15 protein-coding genes and 2 pseudogenes are annotated in these 15,184 nt (G+C 59.4%); 10 read left to right on the forward strand and 7 right to left on the reverse strand.

The window, feature by feature from the left end:
* Positions 1-94 precede the first annotated feature (94 nt).
* Both IPI80_RS03040 and IPI80_RS03045 read left to right on the forward strand, forming a co-directional pair.
* The gene (locus tag IPI80_RS03040) at positions 95-1,228 is read left to right on the forward strand and encodes a PilT/PilU family type 4a pilus ATPase (protein WP_413857011.1); all 1,134 of its coding nucleotides are present in this window, start codon (positions 95-97) and stop codon (positions 1,226-1,228) included.
* 11 nt (positions 1,229-1,239) lie between these two features.
* Positions 1,240-3,636 (forward strand): GspE/PulE family protein, encoded by a 2,397-nt coding sequence (locus tag IPI80_RS03045; RefSeq protein ID WP_413857013.1) that lies wholly within the window; start codon positions 1,240-1,242, stop codon positions 3,634-3,636.
* Positions 3,637-3,701: 65 nt separating this feature from the next.
* Here IPI80_RS03045 and IPI80_RS03050 read toward each other — a convergent pair whose 3' ends face one another.
* The 7 genes and pseudogenes from IPI80_RS03050 to IPI80_RS03080 form a co-directional block, all read right to left on the reverse strand.
* Positions 3,702-4,043, reverse strand: a complete 342-nt coding sequence (locus IPI80_RS03050) for an HD-GYP domain-containing protein (RefSeq protein WP_413857015.1) — start codon at positions 4,041-4,043, stop codon at positions 3,702-3,704.
* 4 nt (positions 4,044-4,047) lie between these two features.
* Complete coding sequence (locus IPI80_RS03055) at positions 4,048-4,581, reverse strand: HD-GYP domain-containing protein (protein ID WP_413857017.1); 534 nt, start codon at positions 4,579-4,581, stop codon at positions 4,048-4,050.
* On the reverse strand, positions 4,563-5,324 hold the full coding sequence (locus tag IPI80_RS03060) for a PAS domain-containing protein (protein ID WP_413857019.1): 762 nt from the start codon (positions 5,322-5,324) through the stop codon (positions 4,563-4,565). The genes IPI80_RS03055 and IPI80_RS03060 overlap by 19 nt, the downstream gene beginning before the upstream one ends.
* Positions 5,305-5,625, reverse strand: coding sequence for a hypothetical protein (locus IPI80_RS03065; protein WP_413857021.1), 321 nt, complete (start codon positions 5,623-5,625; stop codon positions 5,305-5,307). The genes IPI80_RS03060 and IPI80_RS03065 overlap by 20 nt, the downstream gene beginning before the upstream one ends.
* A gap of 1 nt (position 5,626) precedes the next feature.
* Entirely contained in the window at positions 5,627-6,058 is a 432-nt protein-coding gene (locus tag IPI80_RS03070) for a response regulator (protein ID WP_413857023.1), read from the reverse strand.
* Positions 6,055-7,212: a sensor histidine kinase gene (locus tag IPI80_RS03075; protein ID WP_413857025.1), complete on the reverse strand. Its 1,158-nt coding sequence runs from the start codon at positions 7,210-7,212 to the stop codon at positions 6,055-6,057. The genes IPI80_RS03070 and IPI80_RS03075 overlap by 4 nt, the downstream gene beginning before the upstream one ends.
* A 937-nt stretch (positions 7,213-8,149) precedes the next feature.
* Positions 8,150-8,461: pseudogene (locus IPI80_RS03080) on the reverse strand (GMC family oxidoreductase N-terminal domain-containing protein); the annotation flags it as partial.
* 131 nt (positions 8,462-8,592) lie between these two features.
* On the opposite strand from IPI80_RS03080, the gene IPI80_RS03085 reads away from it, so the two are divergent.
* The 8 genes and pseudogenes from IPI80_RS03085 to IPI80_RS03120 all read left to right on the forward strand — a co-directional run bounded on the left by IPI80_RS03085 (position 8,593) and on the right by IPI80_RS03120 (position 15,178).
* Positions 8,593-9,057, forward strand: a complete 465-nt coding sequence (locus tag IPI80_RS03085) for a MarR family winged helix-turn-helix transcriptional regulator (RefSeq protein ID WP_413857027.1) — start codon at positions 8,593-8,595, stop codon at positions 9,055-9,057.
* Between the two features lie 42 nt (positions 9,058-9,099).
* Positions 9,100-9,732: a hypothetical protein gene (locus IPI80_RS03090; protein WP_413857029.1), complete on the forward strand. Its 633-nt coding sequence runs from the start codon at positions 9,100-9,102 to the stop codon at positions 9,730-9,732.
* Positions 9,733-9,793: 61 nt separating this feature from the next.
* Positions 9,794-10,223: pseudogene (locus IPI80_RS03095) on the forward strand (organic hydroperoxide resistance protein).
* Positions 10,224-10,405: 182 nt separating this feature from the next.
* Positions 10,406-11,530, forward strand: coding sequence for a DUF2855 family protein (locus IPI80_RS03100; protein WP_413857031.1), 1,125 nt, complete (start codon positions 10,406-10,408; stop codon positions 11,528-11,530).
* Positions 11,531-11,569: 39 nt separating this feature from the next.
* Complete coding sequence (locus IPI80_RS03105) at positions 11,570-12,322, forward strand: metallophosphoesterase family protein (RefSeq protein WP_413857033.1); 753 nt, start codon at positions 11,570-11,572, stop codon at positions 12,320-12,322.
* Positions 12,319-13,848, forward strand: a complete 1,530-nt coding sequence (locus IPI80_RS03110) for a protein kinase domain-containing protein (protein ID WP_413857035.1) — start codon at positions 12,319-12,321, stop codon at positions 13,846-13,848. Before IPI80_RS03105 ends, IPI80_RS03110 begins: the two co-directional genes overlap by 4 nt.
* Positions 13,849-13,940: 92 nt before the next feature.
* Positions 13,941-14,132, forward strand: coding sequence for a LiaI-LiaF-like domain-containing protein (locus IPI80_RS03115; protein WP_413857037.1), 192 nt, complete (start codon positions 13,941-13,943; stop codon positions 14,130-14,132).
* Positions 14,132-15,178 (forward strand): serine/threonine protein kinase, encoded by a 1,047-nt coding sequence (locus IPI80_RS03120; protein WP_413857039.1) that lies wholly within the window; start codon positions 14,132-14,134, stop codon positions 15,176-15,178. Before IPI80_RS03115 ends, IPI80_RS03120 begins: the two co-directional genes overlap by 1 nt.
* Positions 15,179-15,184 lie beyond the last annotated feature (6 nt).

A 15,184-nucleotide genomic window follows, 5' to 3' on the forward strand; every position in this document is an offset into this window, starting at 1 on the left:
GCAGCTCAGGATGACAAATCGTCAAGGATGTGTGCGGTATCACACCCACGCCAAGGCCGCAGTCATAATCGGTCCATAACCTGGGACTGCACATATGGAAGTCTTTACGTTTCTGAACTTGATGGTTGAAAAGACCGCGTCCGACCTGTTCTTTAGCGTCGGTGCACCTGTCAACGTCAAGATCGAAGGCATCACTCACCCGCTAAAAATGCCGGCACTGGCGCCCGGTGAAGTCAAGCGATTGGCCTACTCGGTGATGAACGAGAAGCAGATTGCCGAGTTCGAAGCGCGCATGGAGCTCAACATGGCGATTTCGGCTTCAGGCATAGGCCGTTTTCGAGTCAACGTCTTTATGCAGCGCGGTGAAACCGGCATGGTGATTCGCTACATAAAGTCCAAGATACCGCCGCTGGCCGCACTGGGTCTGCCGCCCGTTTTGGAGACGCTGGTCATGCTCAAGCGCGGCTTGATTTTGGTGACTGGATCCACCGGTTCTGGCAAGTCCACCACGCTGGCGGCCATGCTGAACTTTCGCAACGAACAGACCACGGGCCACATCCTGACCATCGAAGACCCGATCGAATTCATCCATGAACACAAACGATCGGTGGTAGACCAGCGTGAGGTCGGCATCGACACCGTGTCCTACGATGCGGCACTGAAGAACGCTATGCGGGAAGCGCCCGATGTGATCATGATCGGGGAGATACGCGACCGTGGCACCATGCAGCAGGCAATGGCCTATGCTGACACCGGCCACCTGTGCCTGTCGACCCTGCATGCCAGCAATGCCAACCAGGCCATGGAACGGGTCATCAATTTCTTTCCCGAGGACGCGCACCACCAACTCTTGCTGGACCTAAGCATCAATTTGGCGGGCGTAGTGTCACAGCGCCTGATTCCCGGTCTCAAGGAAAAGCTGGTTCCGGCAGTCGAAGTGATGGTGCAGTCACCATTCATCAGCGACCTGATCGCGAAAGGCGATATTACAGGCATCAAGGATGCCATGGGCCACAGCTCGGGCGTCGGCATGTGCACTTTTGACCAGGCGCTATACCAGTTGTACGTTGAGGGTCGCATCTCCCAGGAAGAAGCGTTGCACAACGCAGACTCACGCACCGACCTTTCCCTGCGCATCCGCCTGGCCGCCGGCGTTTCACCAAACGAGACCGACGGCCTGGCCATCGACAATACCCAGGCGAACGCACTGCCACACCGCCCGCATTGACAGACTTCCCAATGGAAAACTGGCCACTCCCTCCCTTCTTCAAGCGTGCCCACACCGAGACGAAAGCGAGCTTTGCCGAGGCCCTGGTGTTCAACCTAGACGGTTCCAGCCAACTGGGTCAATTGCAGGATTTTGATCCGCAGACACGGTCCATGCGCTTCAAGGCAAAGGGAGAGTTCTTTCCGGGAAGCCGCCGGTTTGCCAACATCAAAAGTGTACAACTCGTGCAGCCCGTGGCGCTGGTGCCCGATGCGGAACTGATCCGGCTGTACCAGCAGTCCGGCGGTCACACCGTCAACCCCACAGCACGCCAATTTGTCGTCTGCTTAACAGGTGGGGAGTTATTGCAAGGACGCACCCGTGGTTTTGTCAAGACACGCTATGGCCTTTTCGTCAATCTTTGCACAGATGCAGACAACGTCATTCCCATTTTCGTGCCGGACAGCGCACTCAAGACCTACCAGGTTGGTGCACTCCTCGGACAACAACTGGTCGATACGGCGGCCGTACAGCCCGACCTGCTCAAACAGGCGCTGGCAGAACAGGACCGAAGGCGACAATCCCGGCTTGATGGCCATCTGGGAGATATACCGGCCACTGGGCCTGTGGAGCTTGCTTCCCAAACGGATACATTGAGCCCCTACAGTCCGGTGCGCCTGGGCGACATTCTCATGGACCAGGGACTTGTTTCGCGGGAACAGTTGTTGCAAGCCCTGGATCATGCCAAGAGCAAGAAGAGCAATATGCTCGGCCACATCCTGGTGGAGATGGGCGCATTGACCTGGTCACGACTGACCCAGGCAGTTGCCGAGCAATTGGCACTGCCGGCTGTGTCGTTGCGCGACTTCACCATCGCTCTCGAAGTGCTGGCCTTGGTGCCCAAGGCCTTTGCGTTTTCGCACCATGTATTGCCCTTGCTGCTCACCCCCAAGACCCTGGTAGTCGCGGTAGAAAGTCCGGTGGATGCTGACTATCTGGAAGAGTTGCATCTGTCCACCCGGCTCCAAATTACTCCGGTGATGGCAAATCCGGAGGAGTTGTCCGCGCGCATTGCGGTCGAGTACGCCAACATTGTGGCGCAGCACTCTCCTGTTTCCATCGAACACGAGATCGCTCAACTCACACAGCAGACAGCACCAATGCCTCTCACGGGTGTCAGTGACCAGCAGGTGTCAGAGACCGACACCGTCCTGGTGCGCCTGGTCAACAAGATGGTGGAAGACGCCCACAAGGCTGGCGCTTCCGACATCCATGTAGAAGCGTACCCAGGTGAACAATCGACTCGCATCCGGTTTCGCATCGACGGTGTACTGTCCGAGTACATGAAGTTGCCCTACACCCTGCGCTCCGCCATGATCTCGCCTCAAGATCATGGCCAGCATGGACATCTCGAGCATCGCAAACCGCAAGACGGCAAAATTGACTTTTCCCGATTTGCGCCCATCCAGCTGGAGCTGCGTGTGGCTAGTCTGCCAACCGCCAATGGGCTGGAAGACATCGTGATGCGCCTGCTGGCTTCCAGTAATCCCACGCCGGTGGATGAACTCGGCTTCAGCCCGGAGCTGTCTGTGCAACTCAAGAAAATGGTGCACCGCAGCTACGGCCTGATCCTGGTTTGCGGCCCAACAGGCTCAGGCAAGACCACCACGCTGCACTCGCTGCTGGAAGAAGTGAACACCCCGGAAACCAAGATATGGACCGCCGAAGACCCAATCGAGATCACCCACCCCGGGCTGCGCCAGATCCAGATGCTGCCGCGTGCGGGCTTGACTTTTGCCACGGCCATGCGCGCTTTTTTGCGCGCCGACCCCGACATCATCATGGTCGGTGAAATGCGGGACGAGGAGACCTGCCGTATTGCCATCGAAGCATCGCTGACGGGTCACCTGGTGCTGTCCACCCTGCACACCAACAGCGCTCCAGAGAGTGTGGTGCGGTTGCTCGACATGGGGCTGGACCCATTCAGCTTTTCCGATGCACTCATCGGTGTACTTGGCCAACGTCTGGCACGGCGATTGTGCAAACACTGCAAGACGCCATTGACAGAACCATCCGCAGAGCTGGTTACCATGGCCAATGAATACTGCGCTGGCACCACGTTGGACCCCGATGCCGTGCTGCTCGACTGGCGCACCCGGTATGCAGCGCCTGATGGCGGGCTCCCCGTGCTGTACACCGCCCCCGGGTGTGACCATTGCAACCACACGGGGCACAAAGGCCGCGTTGGTATTTACGAATTGATGGTGGCCACGCCAAGCATCAAAAAACTGATCCAGGCCAAGGCGCCAGTGGAGCAAATATTTGAGTGCGCCCTGCACGAAGGCATGCAGACGCTGGTCCAGTACGGCATCATCAAAGTGCTCGAAGGCTTGACCGACACCATGAGCGTGCGCAGCGCCTGTACCTGATTTCTGCCAACGCATCCAGGTCATGGGAGGGACTGAATTTGGCAGAGATAGCCCTGGAGTCCACCCTAAGTCGCAACCGACCTCATTGCAATGGGCGGTGCGGCCCAAGCGGCTGGCAAGCTGTAGCCGCGCTCGCGAAAAAGTGTGATGCAGGCATCCACTACGGTGGCGTCGTACCGCACCCCGCGCATACGGGACACTTCTTCCAGAGCCGCCTCAATGCCTAATCCCGGGCGATAGGGGCGGTGCGACGACATCGCCTCGACGACATCGGCGACTGCAATGATTTTTGCACCAAATAGAATCTCTCCGTCTTTGAGACCATTGGGGTAGCCGGAACCATCCAGACACTCATGGTGCTGATAGACCATTTGCGCGATCGGCCAGGGGAAATCGATGTCTTTCAAAATATCAAACCCCCGCCTGGGCGTGGGCCTGGACCATCTGACGTTGTATGGGACCCAGCTTACCCGGGTTGGACAAGATCTCTGCTGGCACCTGGACCTTGCCCAGATCATGGATTTCTGCGGCGAGGTAGATGCCATGAGCTTCTTCTTCGGGCAACCCAAGCTCATGGGCAATTGCCTTGGACAGTTCAGCCACCCGGTGCTGATGGCCAGCGGTATAAGGGTCGCGCATTTCGACGGTTGTCGCCATGGCGGCAATGCTACCCTCCATGCTCCGCATCAGGCGTTGCGCGGTCAGCACCTGCAAGTGGCGAATGCGCACGCTCTCGATGCCAAACGCCAGGTCGTCGGACAATTCATCAAGTAGCTTGATTTCTTCCGCAGAGAATCCATCAATGTCGGGCGAATAGATGGCTAGCACGCCCAGCACGTTACCTGACGCGACCAGTGGCAGGGCGATTACGGAAAGGTAGCCGAGTCTAATGCCGTGTTGGCGCCAGGGAAGGTAGGTTGGATCGTTTAGCGTGTCTTTAACCAAAGCCGGTTTTGCGTGCGGATCGCCGTCCCAGCGGGACCGAATCCATTGGCGGTTTCAGCCCAAGTGAGCATGAACTGTTCAAGTTCGCCGTCCTCAAATCCAGCATGCGCGATGTGGCGCACCGTTTTTTGTTCATTGTGTTCGACGAAACCAACCCATGTATGCACATAGCCCGCCTGCTTGACGACGACCTGGCACATGTCATTCAGCAATTGGTGTTCATCGTTGGCATGAATCAGGACTTCATTGCAGGAGCTGATGGTGCGCAAGGCACGGTTAAATCGATGCAGTTCCTTTTCCGCATTTTTGCGCTCAGAAATATCACGCGCGACTCCAAGCAAATGCAATGAATCTCCCAACTTGGTTGAGACACTGGACAACTCGGCGTCCAAATAATTCCCTGATTTTTGCAAGATGCGGAGTTCACTAAAATCAGAACCTTCTTTCGCAATCGTGTTTCGAAATGACTCCATTGCCCTAGATAAATCATCCGGATGGATCAAGTGGTGAAATGACCGGCCAATCCACTCGTCCGGTGCAAAGCCAGTAACCGTCTGGAACACCGGGTTGATTGAAACAAAACGGCCTTCCTGGTCCAATACGTAAATAATGTCTCGTACAGATTCAAAGATAGCGCGGTATTTTGTCTCGCTCTCTTGCAACGCCTTCTGCGAAGCCTTCCGTGCCCGGATGCCCTCTTCTTCCGACAACACCCGCAGGACGCTAGGCACCAATCGCGCCAAGGTCTTTCAGCACAGTCCTTGGCCCCCGTCGATCAGTTCCACCCATGGCATCGGACATCGCGGGTTCGGGGTGCGTTTGCCGCACGATTTTGAGCGCGGTGAGTCCATCAAAGTCGGGGAGTTTGTAGTCACACAGAATCACATCTGGTTTGAAAACTTCCAGCGCCTCGGTGAAGGCTGCTCGGGTCTGGACACGGAAAAATTCAACGTCTTCAAAAGCGGCCGCGAACTCCGCCTCAATGAGCTCGCTGTCGTTCGGGCTATCCTCCAGGTTCAAAACGCGGAGCTTCCCTTTTTGCATGTCAGACGCTCCTGCTGGCACTGCCCGGAGGCGATTGGTTGACGACAGCCCAAAATATGCCCAAGGCCTTGACCGCATCGATAAGCTCGTGGAAATCAACCGGCTTGACCACATAGGCGTTTGCGCCAGCAGCCCTGCGCCAACCCGCCGCGGCGGTCAGATCCCACCGGCCCACCTTAACTGCGCATCGGTCTTGATCGACGAGCACTTCGCCATCAATCTTGGGGAGCTTGAGATCGAGCAGGACGACCGCTGGATTCCCAAGCGGGCGGTCCGCGAACTGCCCCTGCCGCAGAAGATAGTCCATCGCCTCTTGCCCATCCCTGGCCACCACGACCTCGTTGGTCAGGTGGTATTCGGAGAGTGCCTCCAGCGTGAGTTCCAAATCGTTTGGGTTGTCCTCGACCAACAAAATGCGTGCCAGTTGGGTCATGTCATACCCCGATTGGTTTCGGTATGGAAAAGTAAAACGTCGCCCCTTCGTCCACCTCGCCCTCTGCCCAGACGGCCACCGTGGCGCTGGATCATGCGTGCATGGCCAACCGACCCCGGTGCCCAAAGTCTCGACGGCAGGCGCTGAAACAGGCCGAAGAGTTTGTCCACATAGCGCATGTCAAAGCCGGCGCCATTGTCCCTGACGTAGCAAATGGTTTCATTCCCTTCGGTGCGCGAACCTACTTCGATCTCCGCAACCGGCCTTGGCCGGGAGAACTTCAGCGCGTTGCCGACAAGGTTGATCAGTACCAGCTTCAGCATGGCCCGTTCTCCATGCACCTCGGGCAGGGGGCTGATCTTCCAGACGATGTCGCGGCCCACCATCTCGGGCTGTAGCGTTGCCAACGCCTCCTGTACCAACTCATCCAGGGGGACTTTGGTCATCATCATCTCAATGCGACCGATCCGGGAAAATGTCAGGATGTCATCGATCAGTTGGCCCATCTGCACGGTGGAAGTTGAAATCACCTCCAGGTAGTGCCGACCTTTTTCATCCACGCTGGCAGATGAATGCTTCTTCAATAGCTCCACAAATCCCGCGATGTGTCGCAGCGGCGCCCGCAAGTCATGGGATACGGAATAGGAAAATGCCTCCAATTCACGGTTGGACGCTTCCACCTCTGCTTTCAGCTTGATCAACTCATCCATGGCCTGTTTGCGCTCGGTGAAGTCGCGTTCGGTCGTCGCGATGGCAGCTGGTTTGCCTTGCGCATCTGTCAGCAGCGTGGCGGTCAGCCAGATATCCAGGATCCGGCCATCCTTGGTGACGCGTCGCAGTTCGACTGACTTAACGTCATCGCCTTGCCGGATTCGTTGTATCAGATTCAGTGCCGCTTCGCGATCCGCCGACGCGACCAGCTCACGAACATTCATTCCCAGCGCCTCGGTTTCGCCATAACCGTAGATTTCTATTGCACCACGGTTCCAGGCCAGAATTTTCCCGTCGAAGTCATGCAGGATGATGGCGTCATTCGAATCAATCACCCCCGTTGCCAGGCGACGCAGGTATTCTGCGTTGTGGATCATCGCCGCACCACTGTTGGCTACGGAACTCGCCAACTCCGGCTGGTTTTGCTGAATAGAGTTAACCATGGTGTGCGTTTTCAGTTGGATAGAGTCACGTTGACGATGATGCGCAACTTGTGGTCAACCTTAACGAGGCAATTCCTGGAAAAGGCGAGATGCTCTTGGTCGAATCAGACGATCCACTGCTTCGACGACATCATGTGCGCTGAAATGGGCAACAGGGGCCGCTTTACTGTCAATCCAGACGATGGCGTGGTTGAATGCCATGGGTCGTCCTTTCTGGTTTGGGCGTGTTGTCAGCGATACCAGTTGTCTCGTACAACATTGAATGCAACGTATCAGCTTATACCGATTCGTTCAATCGGTAAATGAGTAGTCTGACACTATCCGGCGCCACACGCGCATGCCGTGTGCAAGACGGCAGACGGCCCAAGGTGGTTTTCATCAGTTTGGAGCAAACGATACAGGTGATCGCCGATATCCGCAGGACCTGGCCGGAGATTCAGTCCTGCTCGAAACGACGATCGTCTCGGTGGCTGACGTAGTCGAGGCATTGCTTTCGGCGCCCAGGTGGCGGACACCTACGGTCGCCTGTTTACGGAACAAGGCCACGAATTTTCCAAATAGGCGCGCGGCGTGCCCGTGCTGTCCAATTGATTCGCCCGACGTTGACGTATCGTATCTGCCGAGAATCGGCGGCGTTCATTCGCAGCCCTATCGAACTACGGCGTACAACCTCCTCAAGCGATTGACTTCACATAGTCGGATACCACGGCAGTCCTGCAGCTCCATGAACGACTGTATCTACGTCTCCATTTACCGCCAGCTCCCTGCCATGAACGGCCCTTGACTGGTGAAATCGGACGGTCAGCGCCTGGTAGATAGCGGCACAGTTCACCTCCATTAGAAAGCCCCTACCACTTCGGTTCAACAGATCAAAATTGGCCCCGTCCCACTCGAATCATCTGGGCAGCCTTCTCGGCAGGCAGCAAGGTACTGGTCTGGGGTTGATGATGGGTGCGGCAAACGGGTCTTTGTTGCCCAGCGTAAGGCTGCCACGGCTCACCGGGCGCAGAAGACACACGTGCCACGAGTAACCATGCCCCAGGACCGTGGCCCGGCCATGGTCCAGCAGCTTGGCGATGGCAAAGTGAAACTGCAGGTTGGGCGTGAGGTAGGCCTTGGCGGCGCCAAAGCGTTCACCATTTTTGTGGGTCACTTGGTAGGTGCCGACACCTTTCTGGCTTGCGCCATTGAAGTCAGCGTTGACGGCATAGCCAGCCTGTCGGCCTGCTTCCACAAACACGGCGCGCAGCCGGGCAGTGGATCAGTACGCTGCGGTCGGCGGGCCCTGCCAAGTCCCGGTTTACCCGGATGACGTGCGTTTTGATTTACAGATTTGTATTTACATTGCACACAATTTAATTGTGTACTATAATAAAACCCATGCCACGCAAATCATCCACCGTTCAACCCAACCCAGCCCAGCAATTGGACAACCAGTTGTGCTTTTCGCTGTATTCGGCTTCGCTGGCCATGACCAAGCTTTACAAGCCGCTCCTGGACGCGCTGGCGCTGACCTACCCTCAGTACCTGGTGATGCTGGTACTGTGGGAGCTTGATGGCCCCAGCGTCTCCGCCATGGGTGAGCGGCTGTCTCTGGACTCTGGCACCCTGACCCCTTTGCTCAAGCGCATGGAAGCCGCTGGCTGGTTGCAACGCCAGCGCTCCAGCGAAGACGAGCGCCGCGTGCACGTCTGGCTTAGCCCCGCCGGACGCCAGTTGCAGGCCCGCGCTGCCCACATTCCCGGTTGCGTGCTGGCCCAAAGCGGCCTGCAACTGGGCGAGATGGTGGCGCTCAATCAGAAGATCAAACACGTGCGTGGCGCCATGCAAACCCACGCCGCCTGACCTATTTACCTATTCACCCATCCACCCACCGGAACCACCACCATGACAACACCCTCCACCTTCCGCACCCATTGGGTTCGAGCCGCCTTGGCCCTTGCCTTGGGCGTCACCGTAATCGGCCAGATCGCCTATGCTGCCAACACGGTTGATGTGAATGACGCGAGCTTTCGCTGCATGCGCCAGATGGCCCAGGTGCGTCACTTCTATGTGGACAACCTGCTGGGCAATGTCCTGGACACGGTCAAGGTCGCCAATGACCCCAAGGGGGCGGTCTATCCGGCGGGCTCTGTGGTGCAACTGGTGCCCACCGAGGCCATGGTCAAGCGCGAGGCCGGTTTTAGCCCCGCCACGGGCGACTGGGAATTCTTTGAGCTGGAAGTCAACGACAAGGGCACCCACATCGGCAAGCGCGGCTTTGCGGACGTAAACAACCGCTTTGGCAAGAACTGCTTCTCCTGCCACGCCCCAGCGCGCGAGAAATTTGACTTTGTCTGCGAATCCGACCACGGCTGCGAGGCGATTCCGATCGACCACAAGATGACCGGCGCCCTGCAACGCTCTGACCCGCGCTGCGGCCCTGCTGTTCCCGAAGCAGGCGACACCCTGGCACTGTGGAAGCTGCGCTCCCTGGTCGTCATTGGCAGCACGATTGGCTGGTTCAAGAGCCTGATTTGACCTGCATTCACTTTTACCCACCCGCCCACTTCTGGGCATCAACGCAAGAAAGCACCCCACCATGAGCACCCCTCTGCAAAAAGTCATCTACCAGGCCCACGCCAAATCCACCGGTGGCCGCGACGGCACCACCCGCACCTCGGACGGTCTGCTGGACCTCAAACTCGCCGTTCCCAAGGAAATGGGCGGCGCTGGCGGCGGCGTCAATCCCGAGCAACTGTTTGCAGCCGGCTACAGCGCCTGCTTTATCGGTGCCATGAAATTTGTGGCGGGCACGCAGAAGATTGCCCTGCCCGCTGACACCAGCATCGACGCCACCGTGGGCATCGGCGCCATCCCGGCCGGCTTTGGCATCGAAGTGCAACTGGTGGTCAGCATCCCCGGGCATGGAGCGCGCCGCCGCCGAGGCCCTGGTGGCCAAGGCGCACCAGGTGTGCCCCTACTCCAACGCCACCCGTGGCAACATTGAAGTAACCCTTACCGTTGCATAACAGAACGGCCTCTAGCCCTCGTCAGATATACGCAAGTAGCTATTAATTCAATAGTAATTTGGGGATTCAAGGTTTCGAACCAAGCCTGGGCGACAGCGCTGCATAGATTATTGGCAGCCCTGTCGCCCACGTGCGCCTTGTGGGTTGTTGGGCCAACCGCTTTGCATTAAGGTCAGGACATGATGAACACCACCGCCACCACCCTGCTGGTTCGCAAGGACCATTTGCAAACCACCACCCTGCAAAGCACGCCCCTGTCCACTCTGGCCGACGGTCAGGTGCGCGTGGACATTGACCGCTTTGCGCTCACCTCCAACAACATCACCTATGCGGCCATGGGTGACGCCATGCAGTACTGGCACTTCTTTCCAGTCGCACCCGGCGCCGATGGCGTGCAGTGGGGCAGTATTCCGGTGTGGGGCTTTGGCACAGTGACGCAGTCGCACCACCCCGACGTGGCCGTGGGCGAACGCCTGTACGGCTACTTCCCCATGGCCAACACGGTAGACCTGACGCCGGCCAAGGCCTCAGCCTCGGCCTTCTTTGACGGCGCACCGCACCGCGCTGAACTGCACAGCGTCTACAACCAATACCTGCGCTGTGCCCGTGATCCGTTCTACACCGCCGACACCGAAGACGTGCAGGCCCTGTTGCGCCCGCTGTTCATCACCTCGTGGTTAATTGACGATTTTCTGGCCGACAACCAATTCTTTGGCGCCACCGCTGACCCGACGCAACCGGCCCAGCTGCTCCTCTCCAGCGCCTCCAGCAAAACAGCCTACGGCACGGCCTTCCAGTTGGCACAACGCGCGGGTATCGAGGTGGTGGGACTGACCTCGCCCGGCAACGTGGCCTTCTGCGAAAGTCTGGGCTGCTACCACCGCGTGCTGACGTATGACCAGCTCTACGACATCGGGCCGGATGCGCCCAGCATTTACGTGGACTTTGCCGGCAACGCGGCGTTTCGCAAGGCATTGCACACGCACTGCCGGGGCTTGAAGTTCAGCAGTTCCATTGGTGCCACCCATGTGGACGATATGGGCGGCGCCAAAGACCTGCCCGGCCCCAAGGCCACCCTGTTTTTTGCCCCGGCCCAGATCAAGAAGCGCAGCGCCGAATGGGGCGCTCAGGGCCTGGGTCAGCGGCTGGTGCAATCCTGGGGCGCCTTTGTGGCCCGGGCTACCAACCCCGCACAACCCTGGCTGCAAGTGCAATACCATGCGGGAGGTGATGCAGCGTTAGCAGCCTACCAGCAGGTGCTGGGTGGCAAAGGCGATCCGCGCCAGGGGCATATCCTGTCGCTCTAGCCTCCGTGGTGACGCTAGCCCCCTAGTACAGGAGACATTGTGAGAATCGCCCTGCTATCCGATATCCACGCCAACATCCAGGCGCTGGACGCCTGCTTGGCCCATGCCCGCGCTCAGCAGGCAGAGCGCTTTGTTTTTCTGGGTGACATGGTGGGCTACGGCGCCGATCCGGGTGCTGTGGTGGAGCGCATCATGCGTCTCACCGAGGAAGGCGCCATGGCCATCCAGGGCAACCACGATGCCATGGCCATCCAGCCCCCGGCGGAAGTGCGCACCGTGGGCGACAGCACTGCCGCCTGGACGCACCGCCAGTTGACGCCCGCGCAGCGCGAGTGGATGGCCAAGCTGCCGCTAACCCTGCAGCAGAACAACGTGCTGTTTGTGCACGCCAGCGTCAACGACCCCGAACTCTGGCGTTACGTGTACGACCAACGTGCCGCCAAAGCCAGCCTGGACGCCGCAGCCAGCTGGCCCGACGTGCGCTACGTATTTGGCGGCCATGTCCATCTGCAAACCCTGTACTACCGTGGCACGGGCGATGGCCTGATGGCCTTCGCACCCCAGCCCGGCATCGCCGTTCCCGTACCCAAGCACCGCCAATGGCTGGGTACGGTGGGTTCGGTGGGCCAGCCCCGTGACGGCGACACCCGGGCCATGTACAGCCTGTTGGATACCGAGCGCGCGCAGCTCACCTTTCACCGCGTGGCGTATGACCACTTTGCCGCTGCCTCCGCCATTCGCCGCACGGGCCTGCCCGACTTCTTTGCCGACCGCCTGGAGGTTGGCCGATGAAACTGCTGGAAACCGGAGCCGTGGTAGACGGTTTCACCATCGACGACTGCATCCACTCCGGGGGCATGGCCCACATCTACCGCGTGCACTATGCCGACGGCCAGCGCGACCCCGGCTTTGCCATGGCCATGAAGGTGCCGCGCATGACAACGGGCGACGGCGCCGAGAACATCGTCAGCTTTGAGATCGAATGCCAGATCATGCAAGTGCTGCAAGGCCACCATGTGCCGCGCTTTGTGGCTGCGGGTGACTTGTCGCGCCTGCCCTACCTGGTGATGGAATACGTCACCGGCGAGACCCTGGACCACTGGCTGGACGCCGAGACCCCGCCCAGCGTGGAGCAAATCGCCTGGCTGGGCAATGCCATGGCGCGTGCCGTGCATGCCCTGCACCAGCAAAACACGGTGCACCTGGACCTGAAACCCGCCAACGTGCTGTTTCGGGGCGACGGCACGGCGGTACTGCTTGACTTTGGCCTGTCCTACCACGCGCACTACCCAGATCTGCTGGCCGAACAGTTGCGCAAAGCCGTGGGTTCGCCCGCCTGGATCGCGCCCGAACAGGTGGTGGGCGTGCGCGGTGACCCGCGCAGCGACATCTTTGCCGTGGGCGTGATGCTGTACCAGTTGTGCACCGGAAAATTGCCGTTTGGCGCCCCCCAGACCACGGGTGGGCTGCGCCAGCGCCTGTGGGTAGACCCGGTGCCACCCCGCAAACTCAAGCCCGAGCTGCCCGAATGGTTGCAAGAGGTCGTGATGCGTTGTCTGGAACCCGAAGCCGCCCAGCGCTACCCATCGGCCGCCCACTTGGCGTTTGATTTGAGCCACCCGGAACAAATCACCATCACCGAGCGCGGAAGCAACACCACCGGCACCAATTTCCGCACCCACTTCAAACGCTGGATCAAGGCTGCGGGCATGCACTACAAGCCCAGCCCCATGGCATCACGGCAGATCCAGGAAGTACCCATCGTCATGGTGGCCATACCGCACAAGGATGTGAGCGACGTCACGCTGTATTCACTGCGCCAGGCGGTGGCGCGCTCGTTGGGCACGCGACTCGGTGCCCGCCTGGCCTGCGTGACTGTCATCTCGTCGGGTCTGACCAGTTCTTCGGAAGAGGAGAAAAGCGAGACCAACGTGCACCGGCGCTACCTGACCATGTTGCGCCAGTGGGCCCAGCCGCTGGACCATCCGGGCCACCAGACCTCATTCCATGTGCTGGAAACCGGCGATGTGGCGCAGGCCTTGCTGGAGTATGCGCGTGGCAACAACGTCAGCGTCATCGTGATGGGCGCAGCCACGCACGGCCTCAAGACCCAGCGCTTTGTGGCCACCGTGCCCATCAAGGTGGCCATGGATGCACCCTGCACCGTCATTCTGGTGAAGCAGGCGCTGCCATTTGAGGCACTGGCAGACGGTGACTCCCAAGGCAACCCATCCAGTACCAAAGGCAACACGGATTCAGATGGAGACGCCGATTCCGCTGCCGCCCTGTATGGCGACGGCATGTGGCCGCTGGGATAGTTTCACTACCGGGGCTTCAAATCCTCGTCAGGTCGCCCTGCGCGGCCAATCCTTGCGACAATGCCCCTCATCTATACAAAGAGGGGTTGACCATGAAGGGCAATGTTGCAGCCATCGTGCTGATCGTACTGGGCGCTTTTTTTCTGCTGACCAATCTGGGGCTGGTCAATGTCAGCCTGGCGGCACTGCTCAAGACCTGGTGGCCACTGATTCTGATTGCGGTGGGCCTGGCGATGATCGTCAAGCGCACCGATACCAGAAGCACCGATGCCAAAAAGGACTGATGCGCCACGCCTTTGACGCCCTGACTCCCGACGCGGTGCTGGACGCGCTTGACAGCGTGGGCCTGCGTGGCGATGGGCGCCTGACCGCCCTGTCCTCCTACGAAAACCGCGTCTACCAGGTGCAACTGGAAGACGGCAGCGCCGTGGTGGCCAAGTTTTACCGGCCCGAGCGTTGGAGCGACGCGCAGATTCAGGAAGAGCACGACTTTGCCGCCGAGCTGATGGCGGCTGAGATTCCCGCCGTCGGCCCACTCAAACTGCAAGGGCCAGACGCCGCCGGGCCGCAAACCCTGCACCACTTTGGTGGCTTTGCCTTTAGCGTCAGCCCGCGCCGTGGCGGACGCCCGCCTGAACTGGACGATGGCGAGGTGCTGGAGTGGATAGGCCGTTTTCTGGCGCGCATCCACACCGTGGGTGCGACCCGCCCTTTTGTCACACGGCCTCGCTTGGACGTGCACAGTTTTGGCACGGAATCCATGCAGTGGCTGTTGGAGCACGACAAAGTACCGCTGGATGTGCAATCGGCCTGGACCAAGGTTTGCACAAACGCTATTGATTTGGTAGCTGGTTACGCAACGTTGACGAGGGCTAGTGGCCTAAATGATGCCAAAGAATCTGGTATCCGCATCCTGCGCCTGCACGGCGACTGCCACCCCGGCAACATCCTGTGGACGCCCACCAACGCCCTACAGGCCGCTGGCCCCGGCCCGCATTTTGTGGACCTGGACGATGCCCGCATGGGCCCCGCCGTACAAGACCTGTGGATGCTGCTCAGCGGTGACCGCCAACAGCGCACGCGCCAGTTGGGCATGCTGGTGGATGGGTATGAGCAGTTCCGCGACTTCAACCGCGACGAGCTGGTGCTGATTGAGCCGCTGCGCACGTTGCGCCTGATCCACTACAGCGCCTGGCTGGCCCGCCGCTGGCACGACCCCACCTTCCCAGTCAACTTTCCGTGGTTTGGCTCCAGCGACTACTGGCAGGGCCAGGTGCAGATGCTTGAAGAGCAGATCGAGGCGATGCAGGAAGATCCGTTGATCGTGTGACCGCCC

Origin of the sequence: Candidatus Aalborgicola defluviihabitans (genome assembly GCF_016705985.1) — a bacterium.
GTDB classification, from domain to species: domain Bacteria; phylum Pseudomonadota; class Gammaproteobacteria; order Burkholderiales; family Burkholderiaceae_C; genus Allorhodoferax; species Allorhodoferax defluviihabitans.

Bases quoted from the DNA above. Each gene is read 5' to 3' on its own strand.
- IPI80_RS03040 (WP_413857011.1), top strand. From the start codon at position 95: ATGGAAGTCTTTACGTTTCTGAACTTGATGGTTGAAAAGACCGCGTCC.
- IPI80_RS03045 (WP_413857013.1), top strand. From the start codon at position 1,240: ATGGAAAACTGGCCACTCCCTCCCTTCTTCAAGCGTGCCCACACCGAG.
- IPI80_RS03065 (WP_413857021.1), bottom strand. From the start codon at position 5,625: ATGCAAAAAGGGAAGCTCCGCGTTTTGAACCTGGAGGATAGCCCGAAC.
- IPI80_RS03070 (WP_413857023.1), bottom strand. From the start codon at position 6,058: ATGACCCAACTGGCACGCATTTTGTTGGTCGAGGACAACCCAAACGAT.
- IPI80_RS03075 (WP_413857025.1), bottom strand. From the start codon at position 7,212: ATGGTTAACTCTATTCAGCAAAACCAGCCGGAGTTGGCGAGTTCCGTA.
- IPI80_RS03085 (WP_413857027.1), top strand. From the start codon at position 8,593: ATGCCACGCAAATCATCCACCGTTCAACCCAACCCAGCCCAGCAATTG.
- IPI80_RS03090 (WP_413857029.1), top strand. From the start codon at position 9,100: ATGACAACACCCTCCACCTTCCGCACCCATTGGGTTCGAGCCGCCTTG.
- IPI80_RS03100 (WP_413857031.1), top strand. From the start codon at position 10,406: ATGAACACCACCGCCACCACCCTGCTGGTTCGCAAGGACCATTTGCAA.
- IPI80_RS03110 (WP_413857035.1), top strand. From the start codon at position 12,319: ATGAAACTGCTGGAAACCGGAGCCGTGGTAGACGGTTTCACCATCGAC.
- IPI80_RS03115 (WP_413857037.1), top strand. From the start codon at position 13,941: ATGAAGGGCAATGTTGCAGCCATCGTGCTGATCGTACTGGGCGCTTTT.
- IPI80_RS03120 (WP_413857039.1), top strand. From the start codon at position 14,132: ATGCGCCACGCCTTTGACGCCCTGACTCCCGACGCGGTGCTGGACGCG.